The organism is uncultured Winogradskyella sp. (genome assembly GCF_963975125.1).
Classification (GTDB): domain Bacteria; phylum Bacteroidota; class Bacteroidia; order Flavobacteriales; family Flavobacteriaceae; genus Winogradskyella.
Genome location: NZ_CAXBGB010000024.1, coordinates 17,832 through 34,294, shown reverse-complemented (window position 1 = coordinate 34,294; position 16,463 = coordinate 17,832). Strand labels below are relative to the sequence as shown.

The following is a 16,463-nucleotide window of genomic DNA, read 5'->3' as shown; positions in this document are numbered from 1 at the left end:
ACAACAGCTCTAAACACCAATGGTGTTGCGATACGTTCTGGCATTACATTAAGAATAATTAAAACAATAGTAATTGGATAAATGAATAATAAAATCGGATACGCAATAACAATAATGGAGTTAAAATCGAGTTGCCCAACACCAATACCTGCAATACAAGCGATGATGGCTGTAACCACATAAACGGTTTGCGATTTATGAAACAGTCCTCTAAAGTAATCGGCTGTACCTGCTACAATTCCGATGGCTGTTGTAAAACATGCCAAGGAAATAAGTACGCTTAAAACGGTATTCCCAAATTCACCTAAAGATGCAATACTAATGCCTCGTAGTAAATTAGCGCGTTGCATATCACTACTTAATTCTGAGTTGACTTCGATTTCAGAACCATAATAGGCTCCCACAGAAATGAGTCCAGCGTAGATGATAAATAAACCTGTACCTGCAATAAATCCGGATTGTCGTATGAGTTTGCGTTTAGATTCAAACTGACTCACCTTCATGTTTTTAAAATTCAAGGATACAATAATCACAGCACCAACAACGACTGCTCCAATAGCGTCAAAGGTTTGGTAACCTTCTAAAATTCCAGTGACAATTGGTGTTTCAAAAGTTGAAATTCCTGTTGTAAATTCAGAAGATGATAAGCCAATCCCAATCACAGCCAAAAGCATAATCACAATAAAAGGCGTTAAAAACTTCCCGATGAGATTCAAGATTTTTGAACGGTTCAGTACAAACACCAAAACGAGTGCAAAGTAAATGGCACTGGTTAATAATGGACTTGTACCAAAGGCTGGATGAATTGCAATTTCGTGAGTAGCAGCTGCTGTTCTTGGCGACGGAATAGCCACAGCAATCACGTAAATAATAATACAATAAATTAGACTAAAGGTTGGTGATACTTTTTTACCAAAATCATACAAAGTCCCTTGCAGTCTAGCATGTGCTAAAATTCCGATAATAGGAATGACTACAGCAGTAATCATAAAACCTACTGTAACCCAAAACCAGTTTTCACCTGCATTATAACCTAATAATGGTGGTAATAACAAGTTTCCTGCTCCAAAAAAAAGCGAGAACAAGGCAAAACTTGTGACTAAAAGCTCTTTACGTTGTATGTTCACTTAGTTGGTCTTTTTAAGTTCTAAATCGTGAAAATCGAAACTGAAGTCAGTGATTGGAGCAATGTATTTCATGGTTGCAGAAACCGCTTCACCTTTTTCGTTGAATGTGAATTGTACAAAGACATCAGCATCAAAACTTCTATCATTCCATTTGGCCACAAAAGTTGTGGCATTGTAAGGTAATAACTCGCCGAATAATCTTGGTGAACGCTCACACATAATCGAGTAATTACCTTTTCTATTTGAGATGATGACGTCTCCAAACCAATCATCAGTGTATGTGCCAAAAATTTGCTCTGGTTTAGGAAGCGTGGTGTTACCCTTCATTTTAGCAACTTGAGTATACACCTCAGCTTTTATACTGTCGTTATATTTGAGATAATCTGAATTTCGAGCTCCATATTTTTCTAACCAATTTCTGTTCTCATAACCTAAATAGGAATCTTTAATGGTATTGGTAATGGTATTAAATGCCGAACCATTCATTTGGTTGGTTAAGACGACAATTGCTAAATCTAAATCTGGAATCATAGTAAACTGCGTTACGGTTCCTAATAAGCCACCTGTATGATACACTTGTTTGTGTCCACCTTTTACATCGGTTAAAAACCAACCTAATCCATAACCTTTAAAGTTAGAATCGTACCAATCATTAGCCCTTACTTTTAATGGTGTTTGTAATTGCCACAGCTCATGAAACTCAGCTTTGCTTAACAAACGCTCTCCGCTTTCAGTCACTGCATCATTCATTAAAAACTTGGCCCAAGTCATCATATCGTGCACATTACTCACAATACCTCCTGCCGCATTTGCAGTTTCACTCCAGTCGTGCGGAATCTGAATCACCTTACCTTCTGCTCTTGTATGCGCTTCGATAATATTTGATTTATCGGTTACTCTATTATAGGACGCTTTAGAGTTTGTCATTCCTACGGGTTTCATAATCTTGGTTTCTATAAAATCTTCCCAAGACAAACCACTGACCCGTTTTAAAACTTCACCAGCGATAATAAACATGTTATTATTGTAGGCGAATTTGCTTCTAAACGAGGTTTCTGGCTCTAAATATTTGACATTATTAATGACATCATCCACATCAAAACTATTCCCTTCTGGAAAAAACATTAAATCACCAGCACCTAATCCCATTCCGCTTCTATGAGTTACCAAATCTCTAACCGTAAAATGTTCGGTTACCCAAGCGTCTTGAAGTTGAAATTCTGGAATGTGTTTTCGTACAGGATCGTCCCAACAGAGTTTGTTTTCGTCAATCATCATGGCTAGAGCAAAACAGGTAAACCCTTTACTATTAGAAGCGACACCAACCAAAGTGTTGTCGTTCATGTCTTTTTTATTGGTCAATGAGCGTACACCATGACCTTTAGCATACACCACTTTTCCGTCTTTTAAAATGCCAACGGAAATACCAGGAACATCAAAAGTGGTTAAGGTTTCTTCTATTAAGTTGTCGAGCTGTTTTTCTTCAATTTGAGCATTTATAGAAATGGCACTAATGAATATTAATAAAGTAACTAATCGTTTTAAAGTCATGCTGAATTATAATTTATACGTCAGTTCGAGTGATTTTTATAAAAAATTATATCGAGAACTATTTGATACTAATTTCAATCAATGCCTTGAGTTGAAATTCACTCAAATTGACAAATTTTACTTGTTTGCCTAAAAGGTAAATATACTAAATGTTAGTGATGATTATAGGTAGAACTATTTTCAAAATTTATCTTTGCACTATGCTTTTAGAATATAAAAATAGTATTGTTCACTATACTGTTGAAGGTAAAGGTGAAGCGGTAGTTTTACTTCATGGCTTTCTTGAAACGGTTGATATGTGGCATACGCTTGTTCCCGAATTATCTAAAACCCATCACGTCATTTGTATCGATTTGTTAGGCCATGGTAAAACGGGTTGTTTAGGATATGTGCATACTATGGAAAACATGGCTGATGCGGTTTTTGCGATTTTAAATCACTTAAAAATTAAACAAGCTCAAATCATAGGACATTCTTTGGGTGGCTATGTAGCTTTAGCTATGGCTAAAAAAGAGCCTCAACTTTTTAAAGGGTTATGTTTAATGAATTCAACCTTTGAAGCTGACAATAATGAAAGGAAAACATTAAGAACACGCGCCATTAAAATGGCACAAACTAATTATGAAAGTTTAGTACGACTATCTTTTGCAAATCTTTTTGCAGCTGAAAGTAGAGAAAAATACAGACAAAATTATGAAGAAGTCCTACTTATTGCATTGCAAACATCAGTACAAGGTTATATTGCTGCACAGGAGGGAATGAAGCTTAGACCAAACCGATTTGAAGTCTTTAAAAATCTAAAAGCAAATAAACTCATTATACTTGGAAAAAAAGATTCACTTATGGATATTGAAAAAATCGTCAACCAAATCAAAAATACAGACGTCAATTTTAAAGAATTATCAGAAGGACATATGAGTCATATTGAAAATAAATCAGAATTATCTTACGTAATAAATCATTTCAACGAAAAATACACCTCTTAAACGTTTTTTTTGGTTTTTTTTTATAAGTTTATCATCCCAAGTAAAAAAGACAATATAAAACAAATCTACCATGACTCCTACTAAACTCTATTGCGACTTTTTTGGCCATAATTATAAGGTAACAAAAAGCGTAACAAAGCATGTTAAAGAGTATACTTGCAAATGCTGCAATAAACAACTCACTACAAACAGTAATGGTAAACTAACGGAATTAACTCCAAAATATCAAGACATAAATCAAGCATTGGAACGTTTATACAAGAGTAGAATGATGCGTTTACAGCAAAAAACAATCAGTTCGTCGATTTATTAATTGTTAATAACCTGTTAACAACTCTATTTCTTATATTTAAAATCCCTAGAGATTTTAATCCATTAAGACGACTATTCAAAAATGAAAAATGTATACTGCTCACTATTTGGTCACGATTATAGAGTGTCTAAAGTTGTGACTTACCACGTTAAAGAATACAAGTGTAAGAATTGCAAGTCTGAAATGACTATTGATGGAAACGGAAAATTCATTCCATTAACACCAAAATTCAAAGAAATTAATTCTGTATTAAATCGTGTTCACACAAGACGATTAGAAAAAGGTCAAAAGCTTTTTCTTCTTAATTCTTAAGTGCATTCCACCCTTTTGCAATTATCGGAATTTTAGTTTCTCCCCTTGTTACTAAATGCATACCTTTATCTTCACTTGTCATATACCCAATAACCGTAAGATTTGGGTTTCCTTTAATCTTGGGAAAGTCTTCTTGAGAAATTGTCATCAATAATTCATAATCCTCACCTCCACTTAAAGCAATTGTCGTACTGTCTATATTAAATTCCTCGCATGTAGAAATCACTTGAGGATCTAGCGGAATTTTATCTTCATAAATATCTACTCCAACTTTACTTTGTTTGCATAAATGAATAACTTCTGAAGATAACCCATCACTAATATCAATCATACTTGTTGGCTTTACATTAAGCTCCTTCAACAATTCAACAATATCTTTACGAGCTTCAGGTTTTAACTGACGCTCTACAATGTATGTGTACATAGACAAGTCGGGTTGATTATTAGGATTCACTTTAAAAACTTCTTTTTCACGTTCTAAAACTTGCAATCCCATAAAAGCACCACCTATATCACCCGTAACTACTAATAAATCATTAGGTTTTGCTCCAGATCGTAATACTTCATCCCCTTTTTCAACTTCACCGATTGCAGTTACTGAAATTATTAATCCCGAAGTTGATGACGTTGTATCACCTCCAACGACATCTACATTATACAATTTTGCGGCGGTTTCAATACCAGCATATAATTCTTCCAAAGCTTCCAAAGGAAAACGATTAGACACAGCAATAGAAACAGTAACCTGAGTAGCCATTGCATTCATTGCATAAACATCAGATAAGTTAACAACTATAGCTTTGTAACCTAAGTGCTTAAGCGGCACATAGCTCAAATCAAAATGCACTCCTTCAACCAACAAATCTGTAGAAACAACAATCTGTTTCTTACCATAATTTAATACTGCAGCATCATCTCCAATACTTTTAATTGTAGATTTTTGAGTCACTTTAAAGTGCTGAGTTAAATGTTCAATTAATTTAAACTCACCTAATTCGCTCAACGGAGTACGTTGTGGGTTTTTATCTTCTATCATGTTGCAAACATATTATGCTTTTATTAAATACAAAGGTAATATCTACGTTAATTATAACAGGATTTAATCACAGAAATAAAAATTACTGTAAATTGCTAAAAAAAAGCTTATGAAGTTTAATGCCCTAAGTAAATTGCTTCTCATTTGCATATCATTTTTTGTCACTTTTAATTGTTCAAGCGATTCTGTTGAGCAACCTAATACAGATATAGATGGTGATACTATTAGTAATGCATTTGATAATTGCGTTGAAGTCGCAAACACAGATCAATTAGATTCTGATAATGATGGTGAAGGAGATGCTTGTGATAATGATGATGATAACGATGGAATCCTAGACGAAAACGATAACTGTCCTTTAATCGCAAATACAGATCAAGAAGATGCTGATAATGATGGGCTAGGTGATGTATGTGATGACAGTATTATTCTACCTCAATACCCATGTGTAAATGGCTTTGCTAATGGATACCCTTGCGATGGTTTTGATCTAATGAGTGAGATTCCTGTCGAAGAATTAGGAGGTTCTGGAGCAGAAGGGAATGATTCTTGGGGCTGGACAGATACTGAAACCGGAAAAGAATACGCCTTAATTGGTACCACTACAAGTGCTGCATTTGTAGATTTATCAGACCCATCGAATCCTATCTTTTTAGGAAGGCTGCCAACCGCAACTGTAAATAGTTTATGGAGAGATATTAAAACCTATAATAATTACGCCTTTATTGTTAGTGAAGCACCTGGACATGGCATGCAAATTTTTGATTTAACCAGATTGCGAGATGTCCAAAACCCACCAGTTACATTTACAGCTGATGGTATGTACAACGGATTTGGAAGTGCTCATAATATTATCATCAATGAAACTAGTGGATTTGCTTACGCTGTTGGTTCAGATACATTTAGTGGTGGCCCTCACTTTGTGAATATTCAAAACCCTACAAACCCTGTTGCTGCAGGAGGGTATTCGGATGACGCATATTCACACGATGCACAAGTGGTGACCTATAATGGTCCAGACGCTGACCACACAGGTAAAGAAATATTAATTGGAAGTAACGAAAATGAGGTGGTTATTGTAGATGTTACAGATAAGAATACTCCCATTCAAATTTCAACTATAGGTTATAGCAACATTAGTTATACACACCAAGGCTGGTTTACAGAAAACATGGAGTACTTCTTATTGGGTGATGAAGTTGATGAAATTAATTTTGGTGTCAACTCAAGAACCATCGTTTTTGATTTTACAGATTTAGATAATCCCGTTTTTCACATGGATTATCTCGGACCAACAGGAGCTATCGATCATAATGGTTATGTGGTTGGAAATACATTTTATATCGCAAACTATTCAGCTGGGCTTAGAGCCGTTGATATTTCTAATATCGCTTCTGGAACTATGGTAGAATCTGGTTCTTTTGACACATACATACCAGACAACAGTACGAGTTTTCATGGCGCTTGGAACATATATCCATTTTTTGCAAGTGGAAATATTATTGTTAGCGATATAGAAGGAGGTATGCTTGTGGTTAAACCTTCTAACTAAAATGTGATTTAAAAATTCTACATACCTATTTGCTATTTTACTATTAGCACTACTAAATTGCAATAATGATGATTAGTTTTCTGACTTAATTGGTAAAGGGAAACGTTAGCATAGTTAAGACCAAAATAGAACAAGCGATCAATCAATAATGGTAAATATAGATGGTAGTTATGCTGTTTTAGACGTTATACAAAGTATGGATAGTGTTTCTAAAAACAAGATGAAAGTTTTCATTATTAATTATTAAATGGCGTAATAAATTATCAAATTGAGGGACTTCAAAATTCTTCAACTATCGATCATTTATTGAAACAAATAGATTAAGTAGGCGTGCAATTATCAGATTAGAATACGTCTAATTTTAAGCCTTTTCATTTACACTAACAGACCATCATTTATAGCAAATCTTGAGTTTTAAAATTAATTTTTTGTAGGATTAATTTGCTAAAACCATGTATTTCATCGAAAAATAACGTATTTAAACTTTATTTTGTGCTTTTTTAGGTAGATTGAATTCCCCTAAATTATCTGAAACATGAAACCTACAATTAACAATGCATTGCCTTGTGCAGTGTTTGGCCATAATTATATAAAATCAAAAACCAACTCGGATTGTACAACAAAACTCACCTGTTCTCATTGCAATGTTGTGGTACATACAGATAGTAAAGGTAATTTTGAAGAATCTTGTATTGCAAACAAAAATATTCAATCGGCTTTAAGGCAATTATTTCATTTAAACCTAAGTATTTCAAAGCCTTCATTTAGCTATTAATTAATTATTTAGCTAACTCATCTATTAAACTTATTTTCCATAGCCAAACTCTATGAAATCATATCCTAATATAATGTTAGGTTGTATGGTAAAAAGAGACTTATATTGTATCTTTGCACTCTATTTAGAGTTAATCTATATAAGAATATGATAAAAGTTTCTGAAACAGCTAAAAAGAAAGTCGTAGAGTTAATGACTGACGATGGCTTTAACCCAACGACAGATTATGTTAGAGTTGGCGTAAAAAGTGGTGGTTGCTCTGGTCTATCTTATGATTTAAAATTTGACATTTCACAAGCCGAAGAAGATAAAGTTTTTGAAGATAATGGTGTAAAAATCATCGTGGACAAAAAAAGTTTTTTATACCTAATTGGTACTACATTAGAATATTCTGGTGGGTTAAACGGAACAGGTTTCGTTTTTAACAATCCAAATGCCAACCGCACTTGCGGTTGTGGTGAATCTTTTTCACTTTAAAAATTAAAACAAACATGTCAAAATATACTGAAGACGATCTAAGGGAAGAATTAAAAACCAAAGAATACGAATATGGTTTTTTTACAGATATTGAATCTGAAACTTTTCCTATCGGTTTAAATGAGGATATTGTTAGAGCTATTTCTAAGAAAAAAGAAGAGCCAGAATGGATGACGGAATGGAGACTTGAAGCCTTTAAAATTTGGAAAGAAATGACTGAGCCAGACTGGGCAAATGTTAATTACAAAAAACCAGATTTTCAATCTATTGCTTATTATTCTGCGCCAGTTGCAGTAGATCCTAATAAAACATTAGACGATGTAGATCCCGATCTTTTAGCCATGTATAAAAAGTTAGGGATTTCAGTAGATGAGCAGAAGAAAATGAATAATGTAGCAATGGATATTGTTGTAGATTCAGTTTCTGTTGCAACGACTTTCAAAAAGACTTTATCCGAAAAAGGTATTATTTTCATGAGTATTTCTGAAGCCATAAAAGAGCATCCAGAGCTTGTGAGAAAATATATTGGTACAATAGTACCAACAAAAGACAATTTCTATGCGGCTTTAAATTCTGCAGTGTTTAGTGATGGATCCTTCTGTTATATTCCAAAAGGAGTGAGGTGTCCTATGGAATTATCAACCTATTTTAGAATTAACCAAGGAGGAACTGGGCAATTTGAACGCACCTTACTTATTGCAGATGAAGGTAGTTACGTAAGTTATTTAGAAGGTTGTACAGCACCAAGTAGAGACGAAAATCAATTACACGCAGCAGTTGTAGAGTTAATTGCTATGGATGATGCTGAAATAAAATATTCAACAGTACAAAACTGGTATCCAGGAAATGCTGAAGGTAAAGGAGGTGTTTACAATTTTGTAACCAAAAGAGGCCTTTGCGAGAAAAATGCAAAAATCTCTTGGACTCAAGTTGAAACAGGTTCTGCTGTGACATGGAAATATCCAAGTTGTATTTTAAAAGGAGATAATTCCGTTGGTGAATTTTATTCTATTGCAGTAACCAACAATTACCAGCAAGCAGATACTGGTACAAAAATGATTCACTTAGGAAAGAATACGAAGTCAACTATTATTTCTAAAGGAATTTCTGCAGGAAAATCTCAAAATTCTTACAGAGGATTAGTTCAAATTAACTCTCGTGCAGATAATGCGCGTAACTTTTCGCAGTGCGACAGCCTACTAATGGGAAATGAATGTGGCGCACACACATTCCCTTATATTGAAGCAAAAAATAAATCAGCACAAATAGAACACGAAGCAACAACGAGTAAAATTGGAGAAGACCAGATTTTCTATTGTAACCAGCGTGGAATTGATACAGAAAAAGCCATTGCCTTAATTGTAAATGGTTTTAGTAAAGAAGTACTGAATAAGTTACCTATGGAGTTTGCTGTAGAAGCTCAAAAATTATTAGAAATTAGCCTAGAAGGTTCTGTCGGATAAATTACTTTAAAAATGAAAAAAATTAACTTTATTATCATCCTAACTTTGATTTTATTCGCTTGCAAAAACGAAACAAAACCAGAAGTAAACTTAGAAGAAAATCGTTCAAAATCATACGATGAAAGTGATGGCCTTGTAACTATGAAGGGCGATTTTGTGTATTATGATAATGCCGCCGTTTTTCAAACATCAAATGAAATTTATGGCGTGGTTATAGATGAAAACCTGCATCTTTTAGAGAAGCAAGTAAAAGCATTTAAAAAAGAAGCTACCGACATGGTACCAATCACTGTTAGAGTAAGAAAGTTTGAAAAAGCTGAAGGGGAAGAAGGTTGGCAACACAGAGTAGAAATAAAAGAAGTATTAAACGTGGAAGCACCTGGCCCAAATAATAATGACGTTATAAAACTAGGAAATTAAGACTATGTTAAAGATAAATAACTTACATGCAAGTATAGAAGATAAAGGCATTTTAAAAGGAATTAACCTAGAGGTAAAAGCTGGTGAAGTGCATGCTATTATGGGACCAAACGGTTCTGGAAAAAGCACATTAGCATCTGTTATTGCTGGTAAAGAAGAATATGAAGTTACCGAAGGTACAATTTTACTAGACGATGAAGACATTGAAGAATTAGCTGCAGAAGAGCGCGCACATAAAGGTGTGTTTTTATCTTTTCAATATCCTGTAGAAATTCCTGGAGTTAGCGTCACTAACTTTATGAAAACTGCAATTAATGAAACACGTAAGGCAAAAGGTTTAGAAGACATGCCAGCTAAAGAAATGCTGAAATTAATTCGTGAAAAATCGGAGATGCTAGAGATAGATCGTAAGTTCTTATCACGTTCATTAAACGAAGGTTTTTCTGGTGGAGAAAAGAAGCGAAATGAGATTTTTCAAATGGCAATGTTAGAGCCTAAATTGGCCATTTTAGATGAAACCGATTCTGGTTTAGATATCGACGCACTTCGTATTGTAGCTAATGGAGTTAATAAACTAAAATCTAAAGACAATGCGGTTATCGTTATAACGCATTACCAACGCCTATTAGATTATATTGTGCCAGATTTTGTGCACGTTTTGCACAATGGTAAAATTGTAAAATCTGGAGGTAAAGAATTAGCACACGAGTTAGAAGCTAAAGGGTACGATTGGATTAAAGAAGAAGTTGGCGCTTAAATTATAGTTCACAGTATTTAGTCTCAGTAAGCAAGCTTACAACTGAATACTCAAACGCATTAGCTTCTGTTAAAATATAAGCAGTAAGCAGATTTTATCGCAATAATATATCTGAAAACTGAAAAGTATGAGTTTAAAAGAAAAATTAGTGTCCTCATTCATGGCTTTCGAAAATACATTAGATGTAGATTCGCCTGTTCATGATATAAGAACAGAAGCTATCAAGACTTTTGAAACTGAAGGGTTTCCGACAAGGCGAGAAGAAGATTGGAAATACACATCGTTAAATTCGGTTTTAAAACATGATTATAGTGTTTTTCCGAAGCATGAAAACGCATTAGAATTTAAGGACGTTAAAAAATATTTTATTCATGAAATTGATTCTTATAAAATCATTTTTATTGATGGTAAGTATTCTTCACACTTATCACAAACCACACATGATGGTATAGACGTTTGTCTAATGTCCGCAGCTTTAAACAAGCCCAAATACCAATTAATTATTGAGAATTATTTCAATAAAATCGCTCCTAAGAATGGACTTTCATCATTAAACACGGCATTTTCTGCTGAAGGTGCTTATATCCATATTCCAAAGAATAAACTGGTTGAAAAACCTATTCAGGTTATACATTTCTCTACCGGAAATGAAGCTGCATTAATGTTGCAACCACGTAACCTAGTGGTCGTAGATGAGAATTCTCATGTTCAAATCATTGAGCGTCATCAGAGTTTAACTGATAATCCTGTTTTAACGAATAGCGTCACTGAGATATTTGCTAATAAACGTGCTATTGTGGATTATTATAAAATTCAGAATGATAAAGAAAGTGCCTCATTAATAGACAACACCTTTGTAAATCAAAAACAAGAAAGTCATGCCAAAGTGCATACTTTTTCTTTTGGAGGAAAATTAATTAGGAACAACCTCAACTTTTATCAAAATGGTGAACGTATAGATTCTACAATGAAAGGCATTACTATTATTGGAAATAAACAGCATGTTGATCATAACACATTAGTACATCATATAGAACCAAATTGTGAAAGTCATCAAGATTACAAAGGCATTTTTGATGATAGTTCAACAGGTGTATTTAATGGAAAAGTTGTGGTTGAAAAAGAAGCGCAAAAAACAAATGCGTTTCAATCTAATAACAATATTCTAATTAGCGATAAAGCTAGCATCAATACCAAACCTCAACTCGAGATTTTTGCAGATGATGTAAAATGTTCTCATGGTTGTACTATTGGTCAGTTAGATGACAGTGCCATGTTTTACTTGCGTTCTCGTGGAATACCAGAAAAAGAAGCACGCGCTTTATTAATGTTTGCATTTAGTAACAACGTATTAGATTCAGTGAAAATCCCGGAAATGAAAAATAGAATTACTAAGATTATCGCTAATAAGTTAGGTGTAAATATTGGGTTTGATTTGTAAATGAGTGTTGCACAAAATCATATCGATTTTAATGTAGAAGCCATAAGAAAAGATTTTCCAATACTTCAACGAAAAGTAAATGGTAAACCACTTATCTATTTTGACAATGCGGCAACATCACAAACACCTCAGCAAGTCATTGATACTATTGTAGATTATTACACAAATTACAATGCTAATATTCATAGAGGAGTCCATAGTTTAAGCCAAGAAGCTACAGATGCTTATGAAGAAGCTCGTATTAAAATCCAAAACCATTTTAACGCAAAACATTCTCACGAAATTATTTACACTTCTGGTACAACGCATGGCATTAATTTAGTCGCTAATGGTTTTTCTTCATTATTAAAAAAAGGAGATGAAATTATAGTTTCGGCATTAGAGCATCATAGTAATATTGTACCATGGCAAATGCTATGTGAACGCACAGGAGCTATTTTAAAAGTAATTCCGATGAATCAAAATGGCGAGTTAGTGCTTTCAGAATTTAATTCGCTTTTAAATGATAAAACAAAATTAGTTTTTGTTAATCATATTTCTAATGCCTTAGGCACTATAAATCCTATAGAATATATTATTACTGAAGCTCACAAAGTTGGCGCGGCGGTTTTGGTAGATGGAGCACAATCGTGTCCGCATATAAAACCAGATGTTCAAGCTTTAGATGTAGATTTCTATGTATGTTCAGCACACAAAATATGTGGGCCAACTGGTGTCGGAATGCTTTACGGTAAAGAAGAATGGCTTAAGAAGTTACCGCCTTATCAAGGAGGGGGCGAAATGATTGCTGAAGTCTCTTTCGAAAAAACTACGTATGCAGATTTACCACATAAGTTTGAGGCAGGCACACCCAATATTTCTGGTGGCATTGCTTTTGGTGCAGCACTAGACTATATGAATGGTATTGGCTTTGATAACATTGCAAAATACGAAAATGAACTTTTAGACTATGCTACAGAACGACTTCAAAACATTGAAGGTCTAAAAATATATGGCACAGCAAAAGAAAAAACGTCTGTAATTTCTTTTAATGTTGGTACTATTCACCCTTATGATATCGGAACCATTTTAGATAAAATGGGAATTGCAGTTCGTACTGGTCACCATTGCGCACAACCAATTATGGATTATTTTAAAATTCCAGGAACCATAAGAGCTTCCTTTATGTTTTACAATACCAAAGAAGAAATTGATGTTTTTATTACTGCTCTTAAAAAAGCAATTATGATGCTGTCTTAGACTTTGGCATCAAAAGTGTAACTTACAATATTAAACACTTTATTATGAAAATTTTATTTAGCCTTTTTGCCCTTATCATGGTTACCGAATCTTGTAATTCAACCAAAGAAGTTGTTTCAAACTCTAAAGAGTCTGAGCCAGTTGTAGCATCAAAGCCTAGTAAAGAAATGCCAATTAAAAAAAGTGACATTGTTAAAGATAATTACAATAAAACAACGGTTATTTATAAAGCTATGTCTAGAGGGACTTTTGAGTATATTCAAATTTCAGAATTAGAAGTTTTAATTTCTTCCGATAGAAATCTCATAGAAATGAACGCTTATAAATATGAGAAAAAAGACTGGGATGATTTAAGCAGACTCATCAAAGAAATAGATGTAGAAGCATTTCAAAAACTGAAAGCTCCGACTGATAAGCGCTTATTTGATGGTGCAGCACATACAACCTTATCTTTAATAAAGGGTGATCTTGCCTTTATAACACCTTCGTTTGATGATGGTCATCCTCCTAAAGTGATAGAAGAACTCGTTAATAAAGTGTTATCCATTAAAGAAAGTGCTATAAAGCAAAAGTGATTTTGTAATTTCGCAGCAAAGTATTAGGCCATGACAATTGAAGAAGTACAAAACGAAATTATTGATGAGTTTTCTATGTTTGAAGATTGGGAAGAACGCTACCAATACATGATTGATTTAGGGAAAACATTGCCTCTAATAGAAAATAGATATAAGACTGAAGATAATATTATTAAAGGATGCCAAAGCAAAGTTTGGGTTCATGCCAATATGAAAGATGATAAAGTAAACTTTACAGCAGATAGTGATGCAATTATTACCAAAGGCATCATTGCTATATTAATAAGAGTATTTTCTAATCAGCATCCTAAAGACATCATTGAAGCCAATACAGATTTTATTGATAAAATTGGTTTAAAAGAACATTTATCTCCAACCAGAGCTAACGGCTTGGTAAGTATGATAAAACAATTAAAACTGTATGCTATTGCGTACCAAACACAATTGAATTAAAATGAGTGATATAACTATAGACACAAATGTTTTAGGAGATAAAATCGTAAGGGTTTTAAAAACTATTTTCGATCCAGAAATTCCAGTTGACATATATGAATTAGGTCTTATTTATGATGTATTTGTTAATGAAGATTTTGATGTGAAAATATTAATGACCTTAACAACACCTAATTGCCCTGTTGCTGAAACTTTACCTTTAGAAGTTGAAGAAAAAGTAAAATCAATAAACGAAGTTAAAGGTGCCGAAGTAGAAATTACTTTCGATCCGCCTTGGACTCAAGATTTAATGAGTGAAGAAGCCAAGTTAGAGCTTGGAATGCTCTAATCTAATTTAAAATTTTCAGTCGCAATTTTCAGTGCTTACTTCTACCAAAATTTGAATGAAAGAGGAAATAATAAACAGAGTTGCCAATAGCAAACTAAAAGTTATCGATCTAGAGGACTACTATCCTGATGGTAAGCGATTCTCTTTCGATATTAAAGATTGGTTACTTGAAGGTTTAGTACTAAGAGAAAAAGATTTTAGGGTTTCTGTAGCCGAACACGATTGGTCTCAATATAAAGATTGTTATCTGGCACTTTATTGTTCTACTGATGCCATTGTACCAGATTGGGCTTATATGTTAATATCTATTCAGCTTCAAGAGTATTCTAAACTCACCGTAATTGGTACATTAGAAGAATTAGAATCTATAATTTACACTTCAATAATCTCAGAACTAGATCTAACACTATACAAAGACATGCCTGTAATTATTAAAGGTTGTTCTCACAAACCAGTACCAGCAAATGCTTTGGTTCTACTCTCGCAAAGATTAAAACCAATTGCAAAATCTATTATGTTTGGTGAAGCTTGTTCCTCCGTTCCACTTTTCAAGAGAAAATAATGTCTTAAAAATGTGACTTTATCTCAATATTTATGTCTAATAAGCAAAGGGTTCTTCATTTAATCTTTTTAACAGAAATCATTAAAGACTTATATCGGAAACCAATTAACAACTATATATTTACTAAATTTTAATTTATTATGAACAAAAAATTACTTTTAACGGCATCCTTAATATTTGCTATTTCTCTTGGTTTTTCTCAAACAAAAGACGAGTTAGAGGCTCAAAAAGCTGAAAAACAAACAGAAGCAGACAAGTTTCAAGGAGAAGCTAATGCAATACAAGCACAAATTGATGCTCTACCAGGTTGGAGAACTGGAGCTTTTGGTACCATAGGTGGAAGTTTATCTAACTTTAATGATTGGTTCGCTCAAGGTACACCAAATAATGTTTCAGGAAATATTGGGTTAACGATAAATGCCTTTGCTAATAAAATTGAAGAAAAATACTTCTGGAGAAATGCTTTAACAGCTAATTTAAATTGGGTAAAGCTAGATGACACTAGTGACGACATTGATTCTGATTTTGAACCTACAACGGATGTATTTAATATATCTTCACTTTACGGACGTAACATAAGTAAAAAATGGGCTGTTTCTGGTTTAATGGAGTATAGAACTACATTATTAGATAACTTTAATGATCCTGGATATTTAGATCTTGGTGTTGGTGCAACATGGACTCCTGTTGAAAATTTAATTGTGGTAATTCACCCATTAAACTACAACTTTGTGTTTGCAGATAATGATTCAGTATTCGAATCTTCTACTGGTGCAAAAATCGTTGCAGACTATACAAGATCAATAGGTGCTATCAACTTTAAGACTAATTTCTCAACATTTCAAAGTTATAAGTCTAGCGACTTATCTAACTGGACATGGACAAACTCATTTAGCTACACACTATGGAAAATGATTGGTGTTGGTTTTGATTTTGCTTTAAGAAGCAACAAACAAGAAGCTGCTAATTATCAAGTTGTAGATTTAAAAGATGCTGATAACAAAATACAATCTTATTATACTATAGGTTTAAGCTACGCTTTCTAAGAACAAATTACATTTATAAAAAAAGAGATCTAAAATTTAGATCTCTTTTT

Annotated in this window: 19 protein-coding genes; 16 read left to right on the top strand and 3 right to left on the bottom strand. The window is 33.5% G+C overall.

Going from position 1 to position 16,463, the window contains the following annotated elements; all coding sequences use genetic code 11:
* Window positions 1–1,127, bottom strand: a 1,127-nt coding sequence (locus tag AAC053_RS05350; RefSeq protein WP_339753759.1) for a branched-chain amino acid transport system II carrier protein, incomplete at its 3' end; no start/stop codon positions are given.
* A complete protein-coding gene (locus AAC053_RS05345; RefSeq protein ID WP_339753758.1) occupies window positions 1,128–2,678 on the bottom strand; it encodes a serine hydrolase in 1,551 nt (516 codons plus the stop codon).
* Window positions 2,679–2,878: 200 nt separating this feature from the next.
* Between AAC053_RS05345 and AAC053_RS05340 the strand changes: the two genes are divergently transcribed.
* The 3 genes from AAC053_RS05340 (at window position 2,879) to AAC053_RS05330 (ending at window position 4,289) form a co-directional block, all read left to right on the top strand.
* Complete coding sequence (locus tag AAC053_RS05340; protein WP_339753756.1) at window positions 2,879–3,664, top strand: alpha/beta hydrolase; 786 nt, start codon at window positions 2,879–2,881, stop codon at window positions 3,662–3,664.
* Window positions 3,665–3,734: 70 nt separating this feature from the next.
* On the top strand, window positions 3,735–3,977 hold the full coding sequence (locus AAC053_RS05335) for a hypothetical protein (protein ID WP_339753753.1): 243 nt from the start codon (window positions 3,735–3,737) through the stop codon (window positions 3,975–3,977).
* A gap of 81 nt (window positions 3,978–4,058) precedes the next feature.
* Window positions 4,059–4,289: a hypothetical protein gene (locus AAC053_RS05330; RefSeq protein WP_339753750.1), complete on the top strand. Its 231-nt coding sequence runs from the start codon at window positions 4,059–4,061 to the stop codon at window positions 4,287–4,289.
* Here AAC053_RS05330 and thiL read toward each other — a convergent pair.
* A complete protein-coding gene (gene thiL, locus AAC053_RS05325) occupies window positions 4,279–5,325 on the bottom strand; it encodes a thiamine-phosphate kinase (protein ID WP_339753748.1) in 1,047 nt (348 codons plus the stop codon). The two genes, AAC053_RS05330 and thiL, sit on opposite strands and share 11 nt — an antisense overlap.
* 109 nt (window positions 5,326–5,434) lie before the next feature.
* Between thiL and AAC053_RS05320 the strand changes: the two genes are divergently transcribed.
* The 13 genes from AAC053_RS05320 (at window position 5,435) to AAC053_RS05260 (ending at window position 16,413) form a co-directional block, all read left to right on the top strand.
* Window positions 5,435–6,877: a choice-of-anchor B family protein gene (locus AAC053_RS05320; protein WP_339753746.1), complete on the top strand. Its 1,443-nt coding sequence runs from the start codon at window positions 5,435–5,437 to the stop codon at window positions 6,875–6,877.
* 535 nt (window positions 6,878–7,412) lie between these two features.
* On the top strand, window positions 7,413–7,652 hold the full coding sequence (locus tag AAC053_RS05315) for a hypothetical protein (RefSeq protein ID WP_339753744.1): 240 nt from the start codon (window positions 7,413–7,415) through the stop codon (window positions 7,650–7,652).
* A gap of 147 nt (window positions 7,653–7,799) precedes the next feature.
* The gene (locus AAC053_RS05310) at window positions 7,800–8,129 is read left to right on the top strand and encodes an iron-sulfur cluster assembly accessory protein (RefSeq protein WP_339753741.1); all 330 of its coding nucleotides are present in this window, start codon (window positions 7,800–7,802) and stop codon (window positions 8,127–8,129) included.
* 14 nt (window positions 8,130–8,143) lie between these two features.
* Window positions 8,144–9,592 (top strand): Fe-S cluster assembly protein SufB, encoded by a 1,449-nt coding sequence (gene sufB, locus AAC053_RS05305; RefSeq protein ID WP_339753739.1) that lies wholly within the window; start codon window positions 8,144–8,146, stop codon window positions 9,590–9,592.
* A gap of 12 nt (window positions 9,593–9,604) precedes the next feature.
* Window positions 9,605–10,012: a hypothetical protein gene (locus tag AAC053_RS05300; RefSeq protein WP_339753735.1), complete on the top strand. Its 408-nt coding sequence runs from the start codon at window positions 9,605–9,607 to the stop codon at window positions 10,010–10,012.
* Between the two features lie 4 nt (window positions 10,013–10,016).
* Complete coding sequence (gene sufC, locus AAC053_RS05295; protein ID WP_339753733.1) at window positions 10,017–10,769, top strand: Fe-S cluster assembly ATPase SufC; 753 nt, start codon at window positions 10,017–10,019, stop codon at window positions 10,767–10,769.
* Between the two features lie 127 nt (window positions 10,770–10,896).
* Window positions 10,897–12,210, top strand: a complete 1,314-nt coding sequence (gene sufD, locus AAC053_RS05290) for a Fe-S cluster assembly protein SufD (protein ID WP_339753732.1) — start codon at window positions 10,897–10,899, stop codon at window positions 12,208–12,210.
* The gene (locus tag AAC053_RS05285) at window positions 12,211–13,449 is read left to right on the top strand and encodes a cysteine desulfurase (RefSeq protein ID WP_339753729.1); all 1,239 of its coding nucleotides are present in this window, start codon (window positions 12,211–12,213) and stop codon (window positions 13,447–13,449) included.
* A 44-nt stretch (window positions 13,450–13,493) separates the two neighbouring features.
* On the top strand, window positions 13,494–14,024 hold the full coding sequence (locus tag AAC053_RS05280) for a hypothetical protein (RefSeq protein WP_339753726.1): 531 nt from the start codon (window positions 13,494–13,496) through the stop codon (window positions 14,022–14,024).
* Between the two features lie 30 nt (window positions 14,025–14,054).
* Window positions 14,055–14,477 (top strand): SufE family protein, encoded by a 423-nt coding sequence (locus AAC053_RS05275; RefSeq protein ID WP_339753723.1) that lies wholly within the window; start codon window positions 14,055–14,057, stop codon window positions 14,475–14,477.
* Between the two features lies 1 nt (window position 14,478).
* Complete coding sequence (locus AAC053_RS05270; RefSeq protein WP_339753720.1) at window positions 14,479–14,805, top strand: DUF59 domain-containing protein; 327 nt, start codon at window positions 14,479–14,481, stop codon at window positions 14,803–14,805.
* 55 nt (window positions 14,806–14,860) lie between these two features.
* On the top strand, window positions 14,861–15,367 hold the full coding sequence (locus tag AAC053_RS05265; RefSeq protein ID WP_339753717.1) for a DUF2480 family protein: 507 nt from the start codon (window positions 14,861–14,863) through the stop codon (window positions 15,365–15,367).
* Between the two features lie 140 nt (window positions 15,368–15,507).
* Window positions 15,508–16,413 (top strand): DUF3078 domain-containing protein, encoded by a 906-nt coding sequence (locus tag AAC053_RS05260; protein WP_339753713.1) that lies wholly within the window; start codon window positions 15,508–15,510, stop codon window positions 16,411–16,413.
* Window positions 16,414–16,463 lie beyond the last annotated feature (50 nt).

What these genes read in the sequence shown, in the direction of transcription:
- AAC053_RS05315 (WP_339753744.1), top strand. Translation starts at nt 7,413, where the DNA reads ATGAAACCTACAATTAACAATGCATTGCCTTGTGCAGTGTTTGGCCAT.
- thiL (WP_339753748.1), bottom strand. Translation starts at nt 5,325, where the DNA reads ATGATAGAAGATAAAAACCCACAACGTACTCCGTTGAGCGAATTAGGT.
- AAC053_RS05345 (WP_339753758.1), bottom strand. Translation starts at nt 2,678, where the DNA reads ATGACTTTAAAACGATTAGTTACTTTATTAATATTCATTAGTGCCATT.
- AAC053_RS05270 (WP_339753720.1), top strand. Translation starts at nt 14,479, where the DNA reads ATGAGTGATATAACTATAGACACAAATGTTTTAGGAGATAAAATCGTA.
- AAC053_RS05275 (WP_339753723.1), top strand. Translation starts at nt 14,055, where the DNA reads ATGACAATTGAAGAAGTACAAAACGAAATTATTGATGAGTTTTCTATG.
- AAC053_RS05320 (WP_339753746.1), top strand. Translation starts at nt 5,435, where the DNA reads ATGAAGTTTAATGCCCTAAGTAAATTGCTTCTCATTTGCATATCATTT.
- sufB (WP_339753739.1), top strand. Translation starts at nt 8,144, where the DNA reads ATGTCAAAATATACTGAAGACGATCTAAGGGAAGAATTAAAAACCAAA.
- AAC053_RS05310 (WP_339753741.1), top strand. Translation starts at nt 7,800, where the DNA reads ATGATAAAAGTTTCTGAAACAGCTAAAAAGAAAGTCGTAGAGTTAATG.
- AAC053_RS05265 (WP_339753717.1), top strand. Translation starts at nt 14,861, where the DNA reads ATGAAAGAGGAAATAATAAACAGAGTTGCCAATAGCAAACTAAAAGTT.
- sufD (WP_339753732.1), top strand. Translation starts at nt 10,897, where the DNA reads ATGAGTTTAAAAGAAAAATTAGTGTCCTCATTCATGGCTTTCGAAAAT.
- AAC053_RS05330 (WP_339753750.1), top strand. Translation starts at nt 4,059, where the DNA reads ATGAAAAATGTATACTGCTCACTATTTGGTCACGATTATAGAGTGTCT.
- AAC053_RS05300 (WP_339753735.1), top strand. Translation starts at nt 9,605, where the DNA reads ATGAAAAAAATTAACTTTATTATCATCCTAACTTTGATTTTATTCGCT.
- AAC053_RS05335 (WP_339753753.1), top strand. Translation starts at nt 3,735, where the DNA reads ATGACTCCTACTAAACTCTATTGCGACTTTTTTGGCCATAATTATAAG.
- AAC053_RS05285 (WP_339753729.1), top strand. Translation starts at nt 12,211, where the DNA reads ATGAGTGTTGCACAAAATCATATCGATTTTAATGTAGAAGCCATAAGA.
- AAC053_RS05260 (WP_339753713.1), top strand. Translation starts at nt 15,508, where the DNA reads ATGAACAAAAAATTACTTTTAACGGCATCCTTAATATTTGCTATTTCT.
- AAC053_RS05280 (WP_339753726.1), top strand. Translation starts at nt 13,494, where the DNA reads ATGAAAATTTTATTTAGCCTTTTTGCCCTTATCATGGTTACCGAATCT.
- AAC053_RS05340 (WP_339753756.1), top strand. Translation starts at nt 2,879, where the DNA reads ATGCTTTTAGAATATAAAAATAGTATTGTTCACTATACTGTTGAAGGT.
- sufC (WP_339753733.1), top strand. Translation starts at nt 10,017, where the DNA reads ATGTTAAAGATAAATAACTTACATGCAAGTATAGAAGATAAAGGCATT.